The 18,733-nt window shown below is 46.8% G+C and carries 11 protein-coding genes; 3 read left to right on the plus strand and 8 right to left on the minus strand.

The features are described 5' to 3' along the window. Positions 1 to 58 precede the first annotated feature (58 nt). From MMB75_RS15700 to MMB75_RS15730, 7 genes are all read right to left on the minus strand, one after another. Entirely contained in the window at positions 59 to 1,897 is a 1,839-nt protein-coding gene (locus MMB75_RS15700) for an ABC transporter ATP-binding protein (RefSeq protein ID WP_016821407.1), read from the minus strand. After that, complete coding sequence (locus MMB75_RS15705) at positions 1,878 to 3,614, minus strand: ABC transporter ATP-binding protein (protein ID WP_080902285.1); 1,737 nt, start codon at positions 3,612 to 3,614, stop codon at positions 1,878 to 1,880. The genes MMB75_RS15700 and MMB75_RS15705 overlap by 20 nt, the downstream gene beginning before the upstream one ends. Before the next feature lie 233 nt (positions 3,615 to 3,847). Continuing rightward, on the minus strand, positions 3,848 to 7,105 hold the full coding sequence (locus MMB75_RS15710; RefSeq protein WP_045244237.1) for a GH32 C-terminal domain-containing protein: 3,258 nt from the start codon (positions 7,103 to 7,105) through the stop codon (positions 3,848 to 3,850). Positions 7,106 to 7,146: 41 nt separating this feature from the next. Next, the gene (locus tag MMB75_RS15715) at positions 7,147 to 8,604 is read right to left on the minus strand and encodes a glycoside hydrolase family 32 protein (protein WP_257126744.1); all 1,458 of its coding nucleotides are present in this window, start codon (positions 8,602 to 8,604) and stop codon (positions 7,147 to 7,149) included. A 25-nt stretch (positions 8,605 to 8,629) separates the two neighbouring features. After that, positions 8,630 to 10,219, minus strand: coding sequence for an ABC transporter substrate-binding protein (locus MMB75_RS15720; RefSeq protein WP_044786392.1), 1,590 nt, complete (start codon positions 10,217 to 10,219; stop codon positions 8,630 to 8,632). A 63-nt stretch (positions 10,220 to 10,282) separates the two neighbouring features. After that, complete coding sequence (locus tag MMB75_RS15725; RefSeq protein WP_013369666.1) at positions 10,283 to 11,164, minus strand: carbohydrate ABC transporter permease; 882 nt, start codon at positions 11,162 to 11,164, stop codon at positions 10,283 to 10,285. 15 nt (positions 11,165 to 11,179) lie between these two features. Then, a complete protein-coding gene (locus MMB75_RS15730; protein WP_016821412.1) occupies positions 11,180 to 12,142 on the minus strand; it encodes an ABC transporter permease in 963 nt (320 codons plus the stop codon). Positions 12,143 to 12,654: 512 nt separating this feature from the next. Between MMB75_RS15730 and MMB75_RS15735 the strand changes: the two genes are divergently transcribed. Beyond that, positions 12,655 to 13,701 (plus strand): substrate-binding domain-containing protein, encoded by a 1,047-nt coding sequence (locus tag MMB75_RS15735; RefSeq protein WP_044786391.1) that lies wholly within the window; start codon positions 12,655 to 12,657, stop codon positions 13,699 to 13,701. Positions 13,702 to 14,034: 333 nt separating this feature from the next. Here MMB75_RS15735 and MMB75_RS15740 read toward each other — a convergent pair whose 3' ends face one another. Next, positions 14,035 to 16,566: a rhamnogalacturonan lyase gene (locus MMB75_RS15740; RefSeq protein WP_045244139.1), complete on the minus strand. Its 2,532-nt coding sequence runs from the start codon at positions 16,564 to 16,566 to the stop codon at positions 14,035 to 14,037. 365 nt (positions 16,567 to 16,931) lie between these two features. On the opposite strand from MMB75_RS15740, the gene MMB75_RS15745 reads away from it, so the two are divergent. Both MMB75_RS15745 and MMB75_RS15750 read left to right on the plus strand, forming a co-directional pair. Further along, the gene (locus tag MMB75_RS15745; protein ID WP_025364164.1) at positions 16,932 to 17,516 is read left to right on the plus strand and encodes an RNA polymerase sigma factor; all 585 of its coding nucleotides are present in this window, start codon (positions 16,932 to 16,934) and stop codon (positions 17,514 to 17,516) included. Beyond that, the gene (locus tag MMB75_RS15750; RefSeq protein WP_045244140.1) at positions 17,488 to 18,690 is read left to right on the plus strand and encodes a DUF4179 domain-containing protein; all 1,203 of its coding nucleotides are present in this window, start codon (positions 17,488 to 17,490) and stop codon (positions 18,688 to 18,690) included. Before MMB75_RS15745 ends, MMB75_RS15750 begins: the two co-directional genes overlap by 29 nt. The last annotated feature ends 43 nt before the right edge of the window (positions 18,691 to 18,733 follow it).

An 18,733-nucleotide genomic window follows, 5' to 3' on the forward strand; every position in this document is an offset into this window, starting at 1 on the left:
AGGCCACCCCACGGTAGCCCTTTTTAAGTATGCCTGTAAGTCTGTTGATCAAGCCAGCTTATGAGCTTTGTTTTCTCAACTGACCATAATATAAATTACTGTAAAAGCCTTTGTGAGCCAGCAACTCCTCATGAGAACCTTGCTCCTCCAAACGACCGTCCTTTAAGACCAAAATCCGGTCAGCCTGACGAATGGTATTCAACCGATGTGCAATAACGAAACTTGTTCGCCCCTGCATGAGCCGTTCCAGTCCTTCTTGAATTTTCATCTCGGTGATGGTGTCAATGCTGCTGGTCGCCTCGTCGAGCACCAGGATAGAAGGGTTGGCCAAAATCGCACGAGCAATCGCCAGCAACTGCTTTTGCCCTTGACTGATGCCGCTACCGTTCGCTTCCAGCACCTTGTCGTACCCGTCCTTCATCCGCATGATAAAGGAGTGGGCGTTGGCCAGTTTCGATGCTTGTTCAACCTCCTCATCAGTGGCATCCAGCCTGCCGAAGCGGATATTTTCACGAATGGTCCCCTGAAACAGGAAGGTGTCCTGTAGCACAAACGCCATACGGGAGCGCAAGCTTTCACGCTCTATGGTCGTAATGTCACGCCCGTCCAGCGTAATCGTTCCCTTGTCTGGGCTATAGAATCTGGAAAGGAGCTGGATCAGTGTCGTTTTTCCTGCCCCGGTCGGGCCGACGAGCGCGATCATTTCACCAGGTTTAGCTTCAAAAGAGATGGCTTCCAGCGTAGCGTTTCCCTCATCATAACCGAAGAAAACATCCGTAAACTGTACAGCTCCCTCCACATGCTTCACCTTTACTGCGCCGCGTTCATCCTTGGACTCTTCGTCTTCGTCCAATATTTCAAATACGCGCTCAGCTCCGGCAATGGCGGACAACAGTGTATTCCACTGGTTAGCCAAATCGTTCAGCGGTCTAGTGAACTGACGAGCATATTCTACAAATACAATAATCGTCCCTATCGTAATCGAGCCGCGAATGGCTAAAATCCCGCCGATCCCTGCTACAATAGCAAAGCTGAGATTATTCAGTCCGTTCATCAGCTTGGGGATAAAGCCTGAAATCGTTTGTGCCCAGAAACCCGACAGCCGAATACGGTCATTACGCTCACGAAAACCACGGATGACTCTCTTCTCCTGTGAAAATGCCTTGATAATCTGCTGACCGGACAGCGTTTCTTCAATGTATCCGTTCAGTTCGCCCAAGTTCTTCTGCCGTTCCTTATATAAAGGCCCGGTGCGGCGTGTAATCCAGCGCATCCCGGCTGCCATTAACGGCACCACGATAAAGGTTAGCAGGGTCATCAGCGGGCTTAACCACAGCATCACAGTGAGTGTACCGATTAGCGTCAATATGCTCGAAAAAATCTGAATAGCCGAGCTGTTCAGCGTAGAACTGACATTTTCGATATCATTGGTCAGACGACTCATGATCTCTCCCTGCTGACGTTTGCCGTAGAAAGGAATGGGGAGTCGATGCAAATGTGAAAACAGATCGAAACGCATGCGGTACACCGTCTCTTGGGCAATCTCGATCATCCAGATATTTTGCAGCCAGGAGGTCAGCGAGTTCAGTAGATACACAGCCCCTAAACCTATGAGAAAATAAATCCACGTGCGTCCACCCGGCCCTTCGAGAAAATCATCCACCGCTACACCGACCAGATATGGAGCCAACAGCGACAGCCCGGAGCTGAGCAACACCATGAACAGGACCAGCATTAGCTTGGCCTTGCGACGGGCCAGATAAGCCCATATTCGCCCTACCGTGCCAGACCAGTTCTTCGCTTTGGCCTTGCGTCGTCCTTCAGCGCCAGCCGGGTTTCGCAGCACACCGGATTCCGGCGTAGGCTGACGGAACGGTTCAATGAGTTCCTTGAGCATGCGACTCCTCCTTTCCGTATTGTGATTCATAGATACGTCGATACAGTTCTGAGCTATCCATGAGATGATCATGGTTTCCACTTGCGATCAGGCGCCCTTCATCCAGCAGTAAAATCTGATCTGCTGATGCAGTTGAACTGATCTTCTGCGTAATGAGAAATGTCGTACAAGACAGGCCATCGAGTGCATTCAGCAATGCGGTTTCCGTTCCCACATCCAGCGCACTTGTGCTGTCGTCCAGAATCAGCACTGCCGGCTGGCGCACCAGTGCGCGGGCAATCGACAGCCGCTGCTTCTGTCCGCCGGACAGATTAACACCACGCTGTCCGAGCATGGTGTCATAGCCTTGCGGCAAGCGTTCAATCATAGGATGGATTTGTGCCATGCGCGCGGCTTCCTGAATCTGCTCCAGACTGGCATGCTCCAGCCCCCAGGCAATATTATCCCGAATCGAGCCGGTAAATAACAGCACCTCTTGGGGGACATAGCCAATCGCCTCACGTAGTATGGAGCCATCCATTTGACGAGCGTCCTTTCCGTCAAAGCGTACATGACCTGCATCTTCTTCATACAGACGTGTAATCAACTGTACAAGTGAGGATTTGCCCGAACCAGTAGCTCCCATAATAGCGATTCGCTCACCCGGTCGTGCCTTAAAGGATATGTCCTTTAATACAGCCAAATCACTGCCCGGATAATGAAAGCTCACCCGATCCATTTCCACCTGTCCCTCAATCCGTGTATCCTGTGTTGGAACACCCTTCAGCTCTCTCCCCTCTTCATTAGGTGTTTCCAAAACCTCTCGAATCCGCCCTGTAGATGCAGTAGCCCGGGAAAATACCACAACGATACCGGATAAAGCAGACAAAGCTCCAATCGTCCGCAGGGAATAATTAACGACTGCAACCACCTGTCCTACACTGGCATCTCCAGTGGAAATTTGGCCGCGCCCAAACCAAAGTACTGCAATAATCCCTGCATTCATCGTAAACAAAATGAACGGCATCGTCGTTTCTGTCCAGCGTAGAGCGGACACCGTCCCTTTCATCAATTCACTTCCGTAATGAGCAAAACGTTCAATTTCATGTCGCATCCGCACAAAAACCCGAATAAGCCGAATACCTGTCAGATTCTCCTGGATTACTCCATTAACGTCATCCAAGCGCCGCTGGACACTTTTAAACAAAGTGACAGTCCTCCGCATCATTACCAGCACAAATACGAACAGCACTGGGGCCATAACCGCCAGTAACAGCCCAAGCCTAAAATGTACAACCAGGGCCATTATAATACTGCCGATGACCACCAACGGAACCCGTGTCATAAATCGCAGGCTCATAAACACCGTATCTTGTACTTGCGTGACATCTCCCGTCAGGCGCGTAATCAGCGACGAAGTAGCAAACCGTTTGAACACCGGATAAGAAAAGGATTGCACCTTTTGATACAGCTTTTCCCGCACATCATAGCCAAAACCCTGACTTGCATGTGAAGCAAAAAAGGAGCTCGATATCCCTGCCATAAAAGCGATAACGGCACTGCCCACCAGTACACCGCCCCATAACCAGACGACAGGCAAATCCTGCTGCCGAATGCCCTCATCTATGATTTTGGAGATCAAATACGGCTGCGATAACTCTACCGTCAATTCCAGCAACATCATCACGAGCGCCGCGATGGCTGGAACCCGATATTTTTTTAGAAAAGAGAACATCATCCCCACAAGCATTCCTCCAATGGCCCCTAGCCGTCCTTCCAGATCAGCATCTAATGGTTGTATGAATCCAAATCTGCTGTAACACCATGTATACGCACTTTATATAGCACTATATTTTATTATACCCCCCTGAAGGTTTTCGTTTAACCAGCAAATTGCAGGCTCCGGCTAAAAAAGACGCAAAAAAGAGAGCTCGTAAAATACAGCTCTCCTTCTGACATAAGAAATTCATATCACATTTTCTCGATCCTTACATGTTGGTAAAAAGCCTGCCCTCCAAATACATTGATACCAAAATGCCCTTCGGCAAATGTATCATCTTCCAAGTCCATTACCTGTTCGTTATCAATCTCTATACGAAGGCGTAATCCCTCTGCTTGGATTTTAATATGATAGGTTACTCCCGGCAGTACAAATCTTGGAACCTTGGCCAGCACTTGCTGCTCCTCAAATCGCCCCTCTTTTTTATAAAAAAGACGAATGGATTTCATGTTCGGGTCCAAATTCAAATAATAGCCACTCGCCCCGTCAGCATTGGCACGAAAAATCATGGACCCAGCGCTCCCATTTCCATACAGCTTCATATCAGCCTCATACGTAAAATCTTTCGCCTGCTCAGAAGCCATATAATTCGCATCGCTAATATAGCTTCCGCGCATACCATCCGTCGTCACCATCCAGCGGGATGCGGAGACATCCGGCACCCAACCTGAAAGGTTGGTATAAAACTTCCCGCCATGCACAGTGACAGAGGTACTTGCTCTTACCGTATCTCCCGGAATGGAGGCTGTAACTACGGCTTCTCCAGGGGAAAGTGCCTCCGTGATCGCGTAGCCTTCATTTGACGAGATCACCTTGACGACTGCGGGGTTGCTGGATTCCCAATTCAGCAAATGTTCTTTTCTCCCGGAATGATCCTCCACACTCGCATACAGACGTTTCGACCGTCCTTCCGCAAGCTCCAGCTGAGTGTAATCCATGATCAGTCTGATGGGTGAAACCTCTGTAACCCTCCAGCTATTGTGTAGCGCATACACATGAAGAGAAACAATTTTCACCTCACCACCTTGAGCATAGAAGCTCATCCCTCTACGCGCCGAATCTGGAAAAATGATATCAGAAAATACGACTTCCCCATGATTACCAAACACCTCAACTGAGGATTCGTCCACAAATATACGCATTTGAATTCGATTCCCGACCGGTGCCAACGATGCTTCATGAAGCGTTGAAAATAGGGGAGAGAAATCGGTAAGCCCTGAATCGGTACGGTTTATAAACATCTGTTGTACATCTGTTTTATAGCCAACTACCGTTCTTTGCTCACCGCCTTCCCGTACGCAAAACCCAAAAGTCGATGCCATCCCAACGGAAGGAAATTCGAACTCCGCCTCAATCTCATAGGCACCCGCCTTTAAACCTTCCAGTATATTCGGAGAAGATTCCGTGATACTTGCATGTTCTAGCGAAAATAAATGAGAACGTAGCGAAGTCAGTTCGGATATCGGATGCTGTATCAAGCGGATGCCTTCATGGGTTGTTTTTAACGATAACTCTCTCGGGATGCTGAACTGCCCCTTCCAGGGTGAAGTCGGAAAGCTGAACGGGTAGTCCCAATTTGTCATCCATGCCAGCATGATACGCCGCCCGCAGGGCATATTGGAGAAAGACATCGAGGCATAGAATTCCTTGCCCCAATCGGTTCTCAATACCTTTCTCGGCGGAAGATCATTTTGAAATTTGCCATCAGATGTCAGTTCACCGATAAAATATTCCGCATCCGAGCCTTGAGTGTTCGTGCTGGCTCCAGTACTAATCATTAGCACCCATTTAGAGGTGTTGCTCTTGTCTACCGCGAGCGGGAATAGATCTGGGCACTCCCATACCCCGCCCCGTATATAATCACCATAGCCAAAGTTATCCGTCCAGCTCCAATCTAATAGGTTGGCGGAGGTAAAGAAGCGGATATGGTCACCTCCCGACACGACCATAATCCAGCGCTGATGCGCTTCATCCCATACCACTTTCGGATCACGAAAATCCCAGTTGCCAGGATCGTTTTCATTTTGGCCCGGATTCTCAATTACAATTGAATTGTTTTCGGGGTATTGCCATGTCCGTCCCCGGTCTGTGCTGTAAGCAAGGCCAATTCTCTGGTTTCCCTTGGGCTGATCGGGATTATAGGAGGTGTAATATGCAATCAGCCCTTTTCCGCCATAGTCGCTGAACAAGCCGGAAGTATTGGTGAGATCAGCTACAGCCGAGCCGGACCAGATATGGCCCAAATCATTCCACTTTAATGCCAAGGGAAGCCTTTTCCAATCCAGCAAATCCAGACTGACCGCATGTGCCCATTGTCCACCATCCTGATGAAATAGATGATATTCTCCCTCGAAATATACCAATCCGTTCGGATCGCTGGCCGAGCCTCTGGCAGGGGAATAATGATACTGCGGGCGATATTTTTCTGTATAGTAATTCGAGACGGAGGTAAGGTAGATATCCTGAAAATAAGCCGTACCCCCAGTTGCCTTCATACCTATAAAACCACTGGAGTAACTGTTATCCACGATGTCAATCGCCGCAGGCGTGTAGCCATCTACAAACACGCGAATTCGCTCTCCATATGCGATGATTTCCAGACTATATTTACTGCCCGATGTATTCGGATACACCATGACAGAGCTTGTAACCAACGCTCCATTCGCCTTTCTCAGATGTACCTGAACCTGCTGATCCTCACGTTGCACAGAAGCAACATATCCCTCTGTACCCTTCGGATTCCCTCTGAAAAATAGCCCTGCTTCCATTCCCGGTTCAGAAGGATTCAGCGTCACACTACCTTCCATGACCAGATCGGCAGCTGTCGTACTAAATATTTTCAATGCTCCTTCAGAACTTGTTCCCTCAGCTTTTTGCCCTTTGAGGTCCGGTTGCCATTTTCCACGGATCAAGAACGGTTCATCTACATTCGTATCCATATCACTGACTTGAATGTTCTGAAATAATGCCGACCCATTCCAGACATTCAGTCCCAAATATCCTGATGCGTACGTCGTATCGACCACATCTATAATCGGGCTATACCCTTCATCCCAGTACACTTTAAGACGCGAGCCTTCTACCTTCACCTTGAGATGATAAATATCTCCTTTTTGTAATTTTACCTGCCGTTCCTCTTTGAGTCTTTCGATATCCCCGGCAGCATCGCGCAACCGTAATAATCCGGCAGCTGGCACGATTTGAAGCATATAGGAAGACCATCCATCCTCACTGGAACGGAATACTAGGGTAGCGTCTGCCTGTATGTCTGTGACCATCACATCCGCTTCAAAAGTAAAATCCTGCGATGTAGTTCCAGACATAGCCATCACATTTTCCTGTGGCTCTGACCTCAACAAAAGTCCCTGGATGTTATTTTCTATGTGTCCCTGCCCTTTAATCTGCCAGTTCGTCAAATTCGTGCGCGTGTTTGTGAGCTCTATTCTCATCGCCAATTTCCTACCCTCCAGTACGGATTACGAAGAAAATCTCATTTCAGCGCATAAAGCTCCAGTGAAAATACAGTTACCTGCTCTTCCGCTGAGAATATTTCAAGACCCTTAGCTTCTGCATCAGGAAATATTAAATCGGTAATGGCTACCTGTCCGCGATCGAAAAACACTTCGATAGACGAGCGATCTACATAGATACGGATGTCCATGCGATCCGGTAAGATTGTTAATGAGGCTCCATGTTTGCCTGCAAAGTCTTCATGAAAATCCGAGCGACCTGACCGTTTCCGGTCCACGTATACCTCCTGCGTGGCAGAAGTATACCCGACGAGTGTTTCTTGTTCATCCGATACCCGCACTTTAAAGCCAAAGTCTCCAGTGGTTGCAAATTCAGCCACAAGTTCGTAGCAATCCAGCTGCAAAGCAGACAATGCGTTTCGCACTTCCTCCCAAGATGGTTCTGTGAGTGACAGGACAGGGGTTCTTAATCCCTCCAGCTCCCGAACAGGGCGCTGAACAAGCGCAACTGTGCCCTTTCTCGTTTCCAGTGCGAGTTCTCGCGGAATGGACATGGCACCTCTCCAGCGCTCCGTCGGTGTCTGATTGGCATATCTCCAGTTGCTCATCCAGCCCATAAACAGGCGTCGTCCATCCTCTGCCGGGATATCCGACCAACACACACCTGCGTAGTTATCTCTGCCATAATCGAGCCAGCGGACTTTTTCACTTTCCGCATCTGCCACAAATGTTGTTCCATCAAATTCACCCGTAAAATACTGTGTTCTGGACCCTTCCCGAATCCCCGGGGTATCGCCAATGCTTACGAGCATGACCCACTTCACCTGTTCGCGTTTCTCATCAACATATAGCGGAAATAAATCCGGGCATTCCCACACCGCATCATGACTACCAATACCGTGTCCAAATTCACTGGCAAAAGTCCATTCCTTCAGATTCGGAGAATGATAGATTCGAATCGTCTGACCGCAGGCCAGCACCATCACCCACTGCTCTGTAGACTTATGCCAAAACACTTTCGGGTCCCGAAAATCAACGCAGTGCTCATCCTCCAGTACCGGGTTGCCCGCATATTTAATCCAGCTTTCACCTGAATCTTTACTATACGCAAGGCTCTGGTACTGCCGTGTCTGATCCATGTCTGGAAATGAATGATGATGAGTGAAAATGGCTACCAAGCCCGGCTTGCCGCCAAAAAATCCGGATGTATCCTGTTCATCCACTACAGCGCTCCCGGAAAAAATCGTTCCTAGCTCATCCGGCTCCAAGGCAATTGGCTGCTCCTCCCAATTCATCAAATCAGTGCTGACAGCATGCCCCCAATGCATAGCTCCCCATGTGGTGCCAAATGGGTGATGCTGATAAAACAAATGATAGCGTCCTTCATAATAAACCATTCCATTCGGATCATTCATCCATCCGCTTTTTGGTGAAAAGTGATAGGATGGGCGGTATTTCTCTTGCCTAATCACGTTCATATACTCATCTCCCTCGAAAAAAGATTCATTTACTTGTGCTTCTGTCATAACCCGCTTGTTTGATTTGCAGCCATTCCTGTAATCCCAGACTGTTCAGTTCCTGCAAATATTCCGGCCACTCCTCTTCGACCTTGCCGTTCTGATACCATTCCGTACGTTTACGAAGAACATAGGCGAATAGATCGGTTTCAATGGTCGATAAACGATCCAGCTCATCGATAGAGAAAAATACTTTAGGATAATTCTGATCCGCTTGCATATGCGGAACCATCACCTTTTTGAGCAAACCCAATCGCCATGTGGCATCTTCTGGCTGGGTTGTGTATTTTCCGTAGTATTCATCCAATACAGCTAACGGTCCGCCAATGTTCGTCTTTTGTCTGATTTCCACCGGAGCCGAGCCTTCCAGCGGCAGATGCTTCAGCATTCCCTTTGCCGTATCATACTCAAAAATATTCTTCTGCTTGGTATCCCCGTAAGTTCCCCAGTTGTTCTGTATAGACTGGATCGGATCATACAGCTGGTCAATCCACTTGGCGGTCGCTTCCAGCTTCTTATTAGCACTGGTGATCACCATGCGCCCGCGATCGAAGCCGATGCCATTCGTCCGTGTAACATTCACATGTCCATCCGGTCCAGCCAGCGGCGGCATGAGATCGTATTTTTTATTCGGGCCTGTAATATTGGCCTTATCCCATGTAAAGTACAGACCATAGCGATGATCCTTCCCTTTGGCCAGATAAGTGTTCCAATCCTGCTGGGAGGACTCTATGTCCACCAGCCCTTCCTTGTATAAATCATGAATATATTTGACGGCTTCCTTATATCCGTTATCCGCTGCTGTAAATACGACTTTTCCATCGTTCGTCACTACTGTGTGATCCCAGTTCTCTCCCAGCCCAAAGGACCCGTATAAAAAGGCCAAATCCTCGCCGCCAGGCTTATCGATAAACGATAATGGAATCTCATCCGCCTGCCCGTTGCCGTTGGGGTCCTTTGTTTTAAAGGCAATTAGGACCTGCTTCAGCTCTTCGGTCGTTGTTGGCATGGACAAGCCCAGCTTGTTCAGCCACTCCACATTAATCCACGGCAAATCATCCACGGACTGGATCGCTTCTTTTCCTGTCCCCAATTCTTCAATCCACGGAAAGGAATAAATATGTCCATCCGGCGCAGTCAACATCGCTTTATATTCTGGGGATTGCTCCAATACCTTTTTAAAATTCGGCATATGCTGTTCAATCAAATCCTCCACCGGAATAATGACACCGTCTTTGGCTAGCTTGAGCAAGTCATAATCCGAGTAGCCCGCGTCGAACACTGCATCCGGCAAATCGCCGCTGGCAATAGCCAGATTCCTTTTTTCCACAAACTGGTCACTGGTAAAGTTCTTCCAACGAATATGAATGCCCGTTTTTTCTTCCAGCCGTTTGTTGATCAGCTTGTCGTTCGGGTCTGCCGGAGCGAGTGGAGAGCTTTGGGTTATAAAGTTGAGCGTCACTTTTCCATTCACATCTGTTGCATCGCTCTCATTAGAAGAATTGCTGCTGCCGCAGCCGGAAAGAACTAAGATCGCCGCCAGTGCGGCAAATGAGGCAGTTTTGACTGTTTTCATCTGGATGACCTCCATCGGATAATGGTAAAAAGCACATATAGCAAATGAAGTGTGCGGCATCTGTTATTTTAAAGAGCCGACCATAACGCCCTTTTCAAAATACTTTTGGAAAAAGGGATACATCACAAGCAGTGGAAGACTGGAGATGACAATCGATGAATATTTGATCATTTCCGAAAGACGTTTCAGTTCCGCCATTGCTAATTGATCACTAATCATGCCAGGCATCGTCTGGTTTTGGATCAGGATCGATCTCAGCACCAATTGAAGCGGATGCAGCTGTGCATTATCCAGATAAATCATGGCATCAAAATAAGAATTCCACTGACCAACAAAGGCATATAGCGCAATGACAAAAATAATGGGTTTGGACAGCGGCAGGACAATTCTAAAAAATATCGTCCAGTCCGAGGCTCCGTCCACGTTGGCGGCCTCTTTTAATTCATTAGGTACACCTTTAAAGAACGTTCGTGCCAAAATCAGATCCCACACATTGATTGCACCGGGAAGAAGAATAGCCCATACGGTATCCAGCATCCCTAAATTTTTGACCAACAAATAGGTTGGAATCAGACCTCCACTGAAAAACATGGTGATGATAAACAATGTCATAAAGAAATTCCGCCCTACCAAGCTGTTCACCGATAAGGCATAGCCAGCGCAAATCGAAACCGTCACAGAGATCAAGGCAAAGCATGAAGAATAGAACACCGAATTGGCAAACCCACGGAGCATCGCCGGGTTGGACAAAATTTTCCGATATCCCTCCACACTCCAATCCGAAATACGGAAGGATAGCCCTTTGCTTAACAAAACGGTCGGGTCCATAAACGAAGCAATCACGATATAACCCAAGGGAACTACAATAATCAAAACAGCTAAAGTGAGCACAATGTAATTCACACCTAGGATGAAGCGGTCCAGATTGGAATGTTTGACATGCATAAAGAGGCTCCTTTCCTAATAAAGCCCTTCTCCCTCATTGAGCTTCTTGACGATAAAGTTAACGGTCAGCAGCAAAACCACATTAATCACCGAATTAAACAGCCCGACCGCCGCAGAATAAGCATAATTGCCGGATTGCAAGCCGACTTTATACACATAGGTAGGAATAATTTCAGAAGTAGGCAAATTCATGGATGTCTGCATAAGATACGCCTTCTCAAACCCAATCGACATGATTCCTCCTGCTGCCAGGATAAAAACAATCGCCATAATCGGTTTAATCGTCGGCAAATCAATATGCCATATGCGCTGAAGCAGGTTGGCTCCGTCCAGACTTGCTGCATTATGCAGCTCGGGATCAACATTAGCGAGCGCAGCTACATAAATGATTGAAGACCACCCCGCCCCCTGCCAAATTCCAGACAGAATATAAATCCAGCGAAAATATTCAGGCTCTGTCATAAAGATCACAGGGTTGCCGGTCACCGATGCAATGATTTGATTCAAAGGTCCGGTCGGAGACAAGAAAATAAACAACATACCCACAATGACAACAACTGAAATAAAATTAGGGGCGTACAACACAAGCTGGATATTCTTTTTCAATCCCGCCTTGCGGATTTGATTTAGCATGACCGCTAACAGGATTGGTACAGGAAACCCGAGTACAAGTCCATAGAAGCTCAATTTCAGCGTATTAAAGAAGATATCTGTAAAATTGGGTGATTCTAAAAATTTAGTGAAGTATTTTAGTCCAACCCAGTCACTTCCCCATATCCCTTTAAGCGGGCTAAAATCCTTGAATGCAATAATGGCCCCATACATCGGAACATACTTAAAAAGAATCGTAAGAATCAGTGCAGGCGCCAGCAGTACGTAAAGAAAATAGTTTTTGCGAATATAGTCTAGCTTGCTGCGAATGGACCTTTGCTCCCCCAGTGCGGCATGTCTCTGAGCTGCCTTAGCCAAGTTTGCCATTTGCGTTCCCCCCATCTGTAATAACCGTCTGTACAAAACAACTGAAAAGGCTTACATTTTTCATCTTCAATTTACCAAATCAAATTATCATTCGTCAATAACTTTTGTAAAATATTTTATTTACATTTGACCAAAATATTATTGTCATTCTGAGCTTTTGTAACAAAAACAAAAATAATCATCCCCTATGATCCAAATCTGAAAGTTCCCCATTAACAATGACCGCATCACTTATGCGGCCCTAATGTACCCTCTCTCTTTCAATGAGCATTTTTTTATCCAGCTTATACAAATTTGAATTTCAGTTCATTTTTCGATCTGATAAAGATAAATACAGGCTATTAAATAAACTTTACAAATGTAAAAATATTTTATACATTTGCAATCTCAACATTGCTATTTTATGCGAACTATTATACATTTAGGATACATTTTAGGTCTGAACGGAAAGCTGGCAGAGGCAACTGTACCTCTCAGGCAATCCATTTATTAAGTGAAGGTGGAACCTGTCTATGAAGAAAGAAAAAGTCACCATTCAAGACATTGCTGACGCTTTGGGAATCTCCCGAAACACCGCATCCAAAGCGATTAACGGTAGTGAAAGCATCCCGGTTGATACTCGGAACAAGGTCATTAAAAAAGCGATCGAGCTCAAATATAAGCAATTTGCCTATGTGGAAACAGACAGTATCATCCCTAAGAACCAAGGTAACATTGCTCTGTTCACATGCAATCTGCCGAACAGCTCGCATTTTGGCTCCTTTCTAATCAGTGGGCTGGAAAAAAGAATAAGTGCAGAAGGGTATAATTTGTCGATTCATATTGTGCGGGAAAACGAAATCCAAGCGGGAACACTGCCTAATAATTTTGAAGCCTCTAAGGTTGACGGAATCATTTGTATTGAAATGTTCGATCCACAGTATAGTGAGCTCGTTACGAGTTTGGGACTGCCTACAATCTTTATTGATTGCTCGGTGGACATTTTTTGTCCTGATTTGAAAGCGGATTTATTGTTGATGGAAAACGAACATAGCGTTTATTCTGTTACCAAAAGCCTGATTGATCGTGGATTTACGCGGATCGGTTTTGTTGGGGATTATAAACATTGCAAAAGCTTCAACGAGCGGTGGGTTGGATATAACCGTGCTTTAATCGAAGCAGGCCAAAGTGTGGATTTATCTTGCTGCATCGTTGATCAGGACCGAAATTTTTTCTCCGAATCGGATTGGATGGATAAACAATTGGAGGGCATGAGCGTGCTTCCATCTGCGTTCGTGTGCGCCAATGATTTTATCGCCGTCAGTGTCATGAAAGCGCTCAAAAACAAAAACTTGAAAATTCCCGAAGATATTGCTGTGTTTGGGTTTGATAACGCTCCTGAATCCCGGATTGTAGAGCCTCATTTATCCACCGTGCATATTTACAACAACGAAATGGGGATTATGGCGGCTGAGATGCTATTGGCGCGGGTCAAAGATCCTTCCAGGCCTTATCAGATTACGCATATCAGAACTGAGCCGATATTTAGAGAATCGACTCCTTTACAAATAGAAAAGTAAAAGAGGGGGTCTGGCGACGCTCCGCGAACGGAACGTTGCTCCAATCGCTGTTGTATCCGGATATTATTGAATAGCTTAGTGGTAAAAATCCGGATACAAAGGCGACCGCTGACGCTTTTTCGCAATCGTTCCGTTTCTCTCCGCTGCTTTCAGCAAATTTGCTATTTTAGAGATGTTCTAAAACCAGAAACACCAACCATGGATAGAATCGTCTATACTCTTAAACTTTAAGAATACAAAATGGCAAGCCTCTGATGATTTAGAGGCTTGCCATTTTACTAATTCTATTAACTAATGGATGGGGTGCTACAGTTTTAGTCTCCGGCTAATCGTTTATAGATCCTCTGCTGGAACTACAGGAACTACTGGGGCTGCTGACTCTCCCTCTATTTTCTTCGCTTCTGCCTCCGCTCCATCAACTTTCGTTTCATCGATGCTCGTTTCTTCAACTTTCATTTCATCGACTTCTTTTTCATCTACCTCCGTTGCCTCTACCTCATCCGCTTCGTCACTGCTCTCTTCATTCATCAAGGCTCTTGGTGTGTAGAGCTTGGGAATGGGCACGTTCGCCCAATTCATATCGGATGCAAAGTAAAAGCTCGTGTAGGACGGCTGGTTATAGCCAGTATTTTGACGCGCCACATCCGCACGATACTGCGGGTCATGCATCAATGTGTACAATTTATGCGTTGTAGGCTCGGTGCTCAAATAGATACGGATCGCCGAGCTATCCGCTGTACGGACAAGCATTTCCTCGCGCCAATCTCCGAAAATGTCAGCGACCAACGATGGCGTTCCTTTGGTATAATTGTTCGTTTTGGTACCTGCTGCGGTGAGTAATGTGCCTCGTTTCCAATCTTCAATGGTTGGGGTTACGTCGATCGCCCCGTTCACGATTTGTGTGGTCATATCAGCCGCCCATTTGATACTCATATTGGTACCCGGCATCTTGGTATCCAATTGTTTGCCCGCAGCGGTCCACAAGCCTATGGCCCAAGTCTCCAGTCCTCGCTGATTCGGGTCTATGTCACCGACCATCCCCCGACCTGTATCCTTACCGGAATATCCACCGTAGATGACTTCACCCGTTTTGGCATCCCGCAGCGAATAACCATAAGGGGCATAGGTGCCGCCTTCATGCACCATAAAGATTTCTTTTCCTGGCCGATCAGGGTCAATATCAGTCACATGCAGCGCGTCACCGTGTCCCAATCTGGCGGTTTGGCCCGGAATTGCGCTTTCAGGAGGCATAACATCAAACGAGCTGTACAACAGGCTGCCATCATGGTCGATCGTGGCGGAGCCATATACAATTTCGTCTTTGCCGTCTCCATCCACATCTGCGGCACTCAGCGAATGTGCTCCTTGTGTAGTCAAGGTGCCGAATTTCCGGTCCGTTCCATCCCGTCCATGCGGACTATCATTAAACGGATTGGTCATCGGTGCCCAGCCACTGTCCACCATCCAATGTTTTTGGAGATGGCGACCATCCCACGTATAAGTGACTAAGGTGGAGCGAGTATAATAGCCGCGTGCAAATACGGCGTATGGTTTGCGTCCATCCAGGTACGCTACTCCTGCCAGAAAACGATCCACACGGTTAGCAGGTTCAATTCGGGCCATGGCGTAATCTCCCCACATAAGACCGTCATCATGGCGCTCTGGCTCATAGCGAATCGTCTCCAGATCAGTACCCGTTTTCCCTTTAAAAATGGTCAAATACTCCGGTCCATCCACAATGAAACCTTCATATTCTCTCAGCTTGTTTTTGTCGCTCCGCGCAGGAGCATACACATCCATAAAGTAATCCGTCAGGCTTTCCGCATCCTTTCGGGATAACGGGTAGCTATACTTTGGAGCAATACCAAAGCATTCCTCCAGCGTAGCAGGCCACTGCCCCTTGACCACTTCTTCATGCTTCGTCCAGTTCATGAACATATTCACTACATGCTCATAATAATCCGTACGACTCAAACGATAATCGTCCTTATGTGTAATTCCAGCTTTGCGATCCTCACGGGGCAGGGTAATATATTTTTCTTTTTTGGGCTTGCCCTTCTTGTCAAAAGTAATCGTTTTGGTCCCCGGGGCGGTCTTGAACATCAGCTCGGCTTTGCCATCGCCGTCAAAATCATACACCATCATCTGTGTATAATGGGCACCTGAGCGAATATTCACACCGAGGTCAATCCGATACAGCAGCTTGCCCTCGAACGTATACGCATCGACATACGTATTTCCGGTATACCCCTTCTGAGATACATCTTTGGAGTTGGATGGGTCCCATTTTACAAAAAATTCATATTGGCCGTCTCCGTCCACATCCCCCACACTCATATCGTTGGCCGAATAAGTATAGGATTCACCTGCGGGTGTTACGCTATCAGCAGGCTTTTGCAGAGGAAGCTCATAATAACCCTGCTGCCATGGCTTCACTTTGGCACTGCGATCCTTTTCTTTCCCTTTAACGACTGAAGCGACCCTGTACACCGCATTTCCGTTTCCTTCCTTATCCAGATAATTGGTGCTATCCGTCACCGTCGCGATTTTCTTGCCATCACGGTATACGTTAAAGTCCGCTCCTGTCAGCCCTGTTGAACTGTAGCCATTCACTTCCTGGGCCAATAACCGCCAGCTTAAAAATACACCCTCTTGCGTCGCCGCAGCTACCAGACCGCGATCCAGCTTTTCCAGCTGAATGCTGCCACTACGGTTTTGTTCTACTGCGATTGCTGATTCTGCCTGCAGCGTGGGTTCGGATAAGTCTTCCGCAGCCACTCCTCCAGTCGTGCCCGTCATCGCCAGCATTGCTGCCAACGCGGCGGTCAAGGTTCCCTTTTGCCATGCGCCTTTCCTTTGAGCCATCCAATTCGTCCTCCTCAATTGTATTGTGATGACAAGCAAATACAGAAAATGATTGCGCTTACATAATTTAAATTCCTTATTATTATAGTTTTGCTGTTCCCCCAAACGCGTTTAAATATCCGAGTATTTCTCTACACAAATCCGTGTTGTTGTCCGTTTCTATTGAAATGACCCATTAGACCGTTTAAAACGGTCCATTTGTGAGTCGACCATGTTAGTTGAAGTGAGAATATCCGAATATCATAAAATGATAAAATGAACGAGCTGTGATCAAACATACATACCTATCAAGGTTCCACAAAAATGATGTCACAAAATGACCCGTTGCGATTGTTATATAGACATAAATACAAGGAGGTGAGCTCTTGCAGGCAACCATCCCCGGGGATACACAGGACAAATACAGCCAGATTGAGCTGGCCATAGAACGTATCAAGGCTGGTGAACAGCAGGCTTATGAAATCATTATTCGGCAATTCGAGCGTCAGATGTACACCTACTGCTTTTATATTTTGAAGAATCATGAAGCCACAGAGGACGCGGTTCAGGACATTTTTATCAGAGCTTATGAGCATCTTCATCAATACAGCAGACAGACCAGCTTCTCGGCATGGCTATACAAGATAGCCTATCATCACTTAATGAACATCAAAAGGAAACACAGCCGCTGGCTCAAACTGGTTCAGCAGGTCAAGGAACAAGAGTCCATCGCCCAAGTATCACCTTATAAAAGTGTGATTGAAGAGCTGCTGACTTATCTTACCCCAGAAGAACGTCATATTCTGCTACTGAAGGCTGTCGAGCAATACAGCTTTGAGGAAATTAGCAGCATCATGGGCTTAAAGTCGGCAACCATCCGCAAAAAATATGAGCGGCTTCGGCGCAAGCTGCTGGACCACAGAAGTAAAGGAGGACTTGTTAATGGACAAACATCTAACACCACCTTATGAGCGTGAAATGGACCCGTTGGAAAATTGGATCCATGAATCTGTCATGCCCAGAGGCAGTATGAGTGATCAAATTATGAAGCAGATTGAAAAAAGAGCCATACAAAGAAAGACGACGAAACCAAAGTTTGCAAAACGGGCTGTTATGGCGGCATCCGTAGTTGGCATATTAGGGGCAGGAGTGGTAGGCGCCGGGTTTGTATCACCCACGATGGCGGCCACACTCAAGCAAATTCCCGGAATTGGCAGTATTTTTTATGGATTGAGCTCGGATGAAATTCAGACTGCTGTAGATAAGGGCATTCTCAGTCATCCTAATGAAAGTGTAACGCATGACGGAATTACGCTGACATTAAGCGATGTTCTGTATGACGGTACACGCCTGTCCTTTTCCATTGAGCGTCAAGGCGAGAATATGCCGGAAGGCTCTATAAGTCCTTATGTACCTATGGATGCTGAAAGTAGTGGTAATGATGAATGGTTAAAAGCCCATCAAGTGCCCGAGAAGGATCAGCCTAAGGGCTACTTTAAACATCCTGAAGTACAGATTAACGGAAAAAAAGTTGACTCTCAACAATTTATATACGGTGATGATCCGCACAAAAAAAATTCTGTCGTTGGGGAATTCATGCAGTTAGGATCTTTGCCGGACGAGTTTGAGTTGACGGTTAAAACTTCGATGACAGGTGTCAACGAGCCCTATGAATTCAAAGTTCCGGTGAAAATCGACAACACCATGATTGTGGTCCAACCGAATGAGACGAAGACCAGCAATAACTTCAGCTATACCGTGAAGGAGCTGAAATCCACCTCAACAACGACTCGTCTAGTGCTGGACAGTACAGGTGAAGTGCCTGCTTCTCAGGAGCAGACGGGAGAGTATGCGCCAACGATGATGTATTACGATATTGCAGATGATCAGGGCAACATTCTAGAGCAGCGCAAATTCGGTTATTTCCACAGCAAGCCTAAGACAAAATATCATGTGGATGAGCTGTACGATGCTCTCAAACCGGGCACGAAATACGTGACGATTAAGCCGTTCACTTTGACCGTCAAGCCTACCGACTGGAGCATTGTGGGACAAGTGAATGACAAGGTTGGCAACGAAGTGAAGAAAGGCGACAAAACGTATATCAAAGAACTGGAAATGAAAATCTCTGTGCCAGCCCAATAACATCAATGCAAGAGTAAGCAAGCCTGGATGAGAATCCAGGCTT

Source organism: Paenibacillus sp. P2(2022), assembly GCF_029522175.1.
GTDB lineage: Bacteria > Bacillota > Bacilli > Paenibacillales > Paenibacillaceae > Paenibacillus > Paenibacillus polymyxa.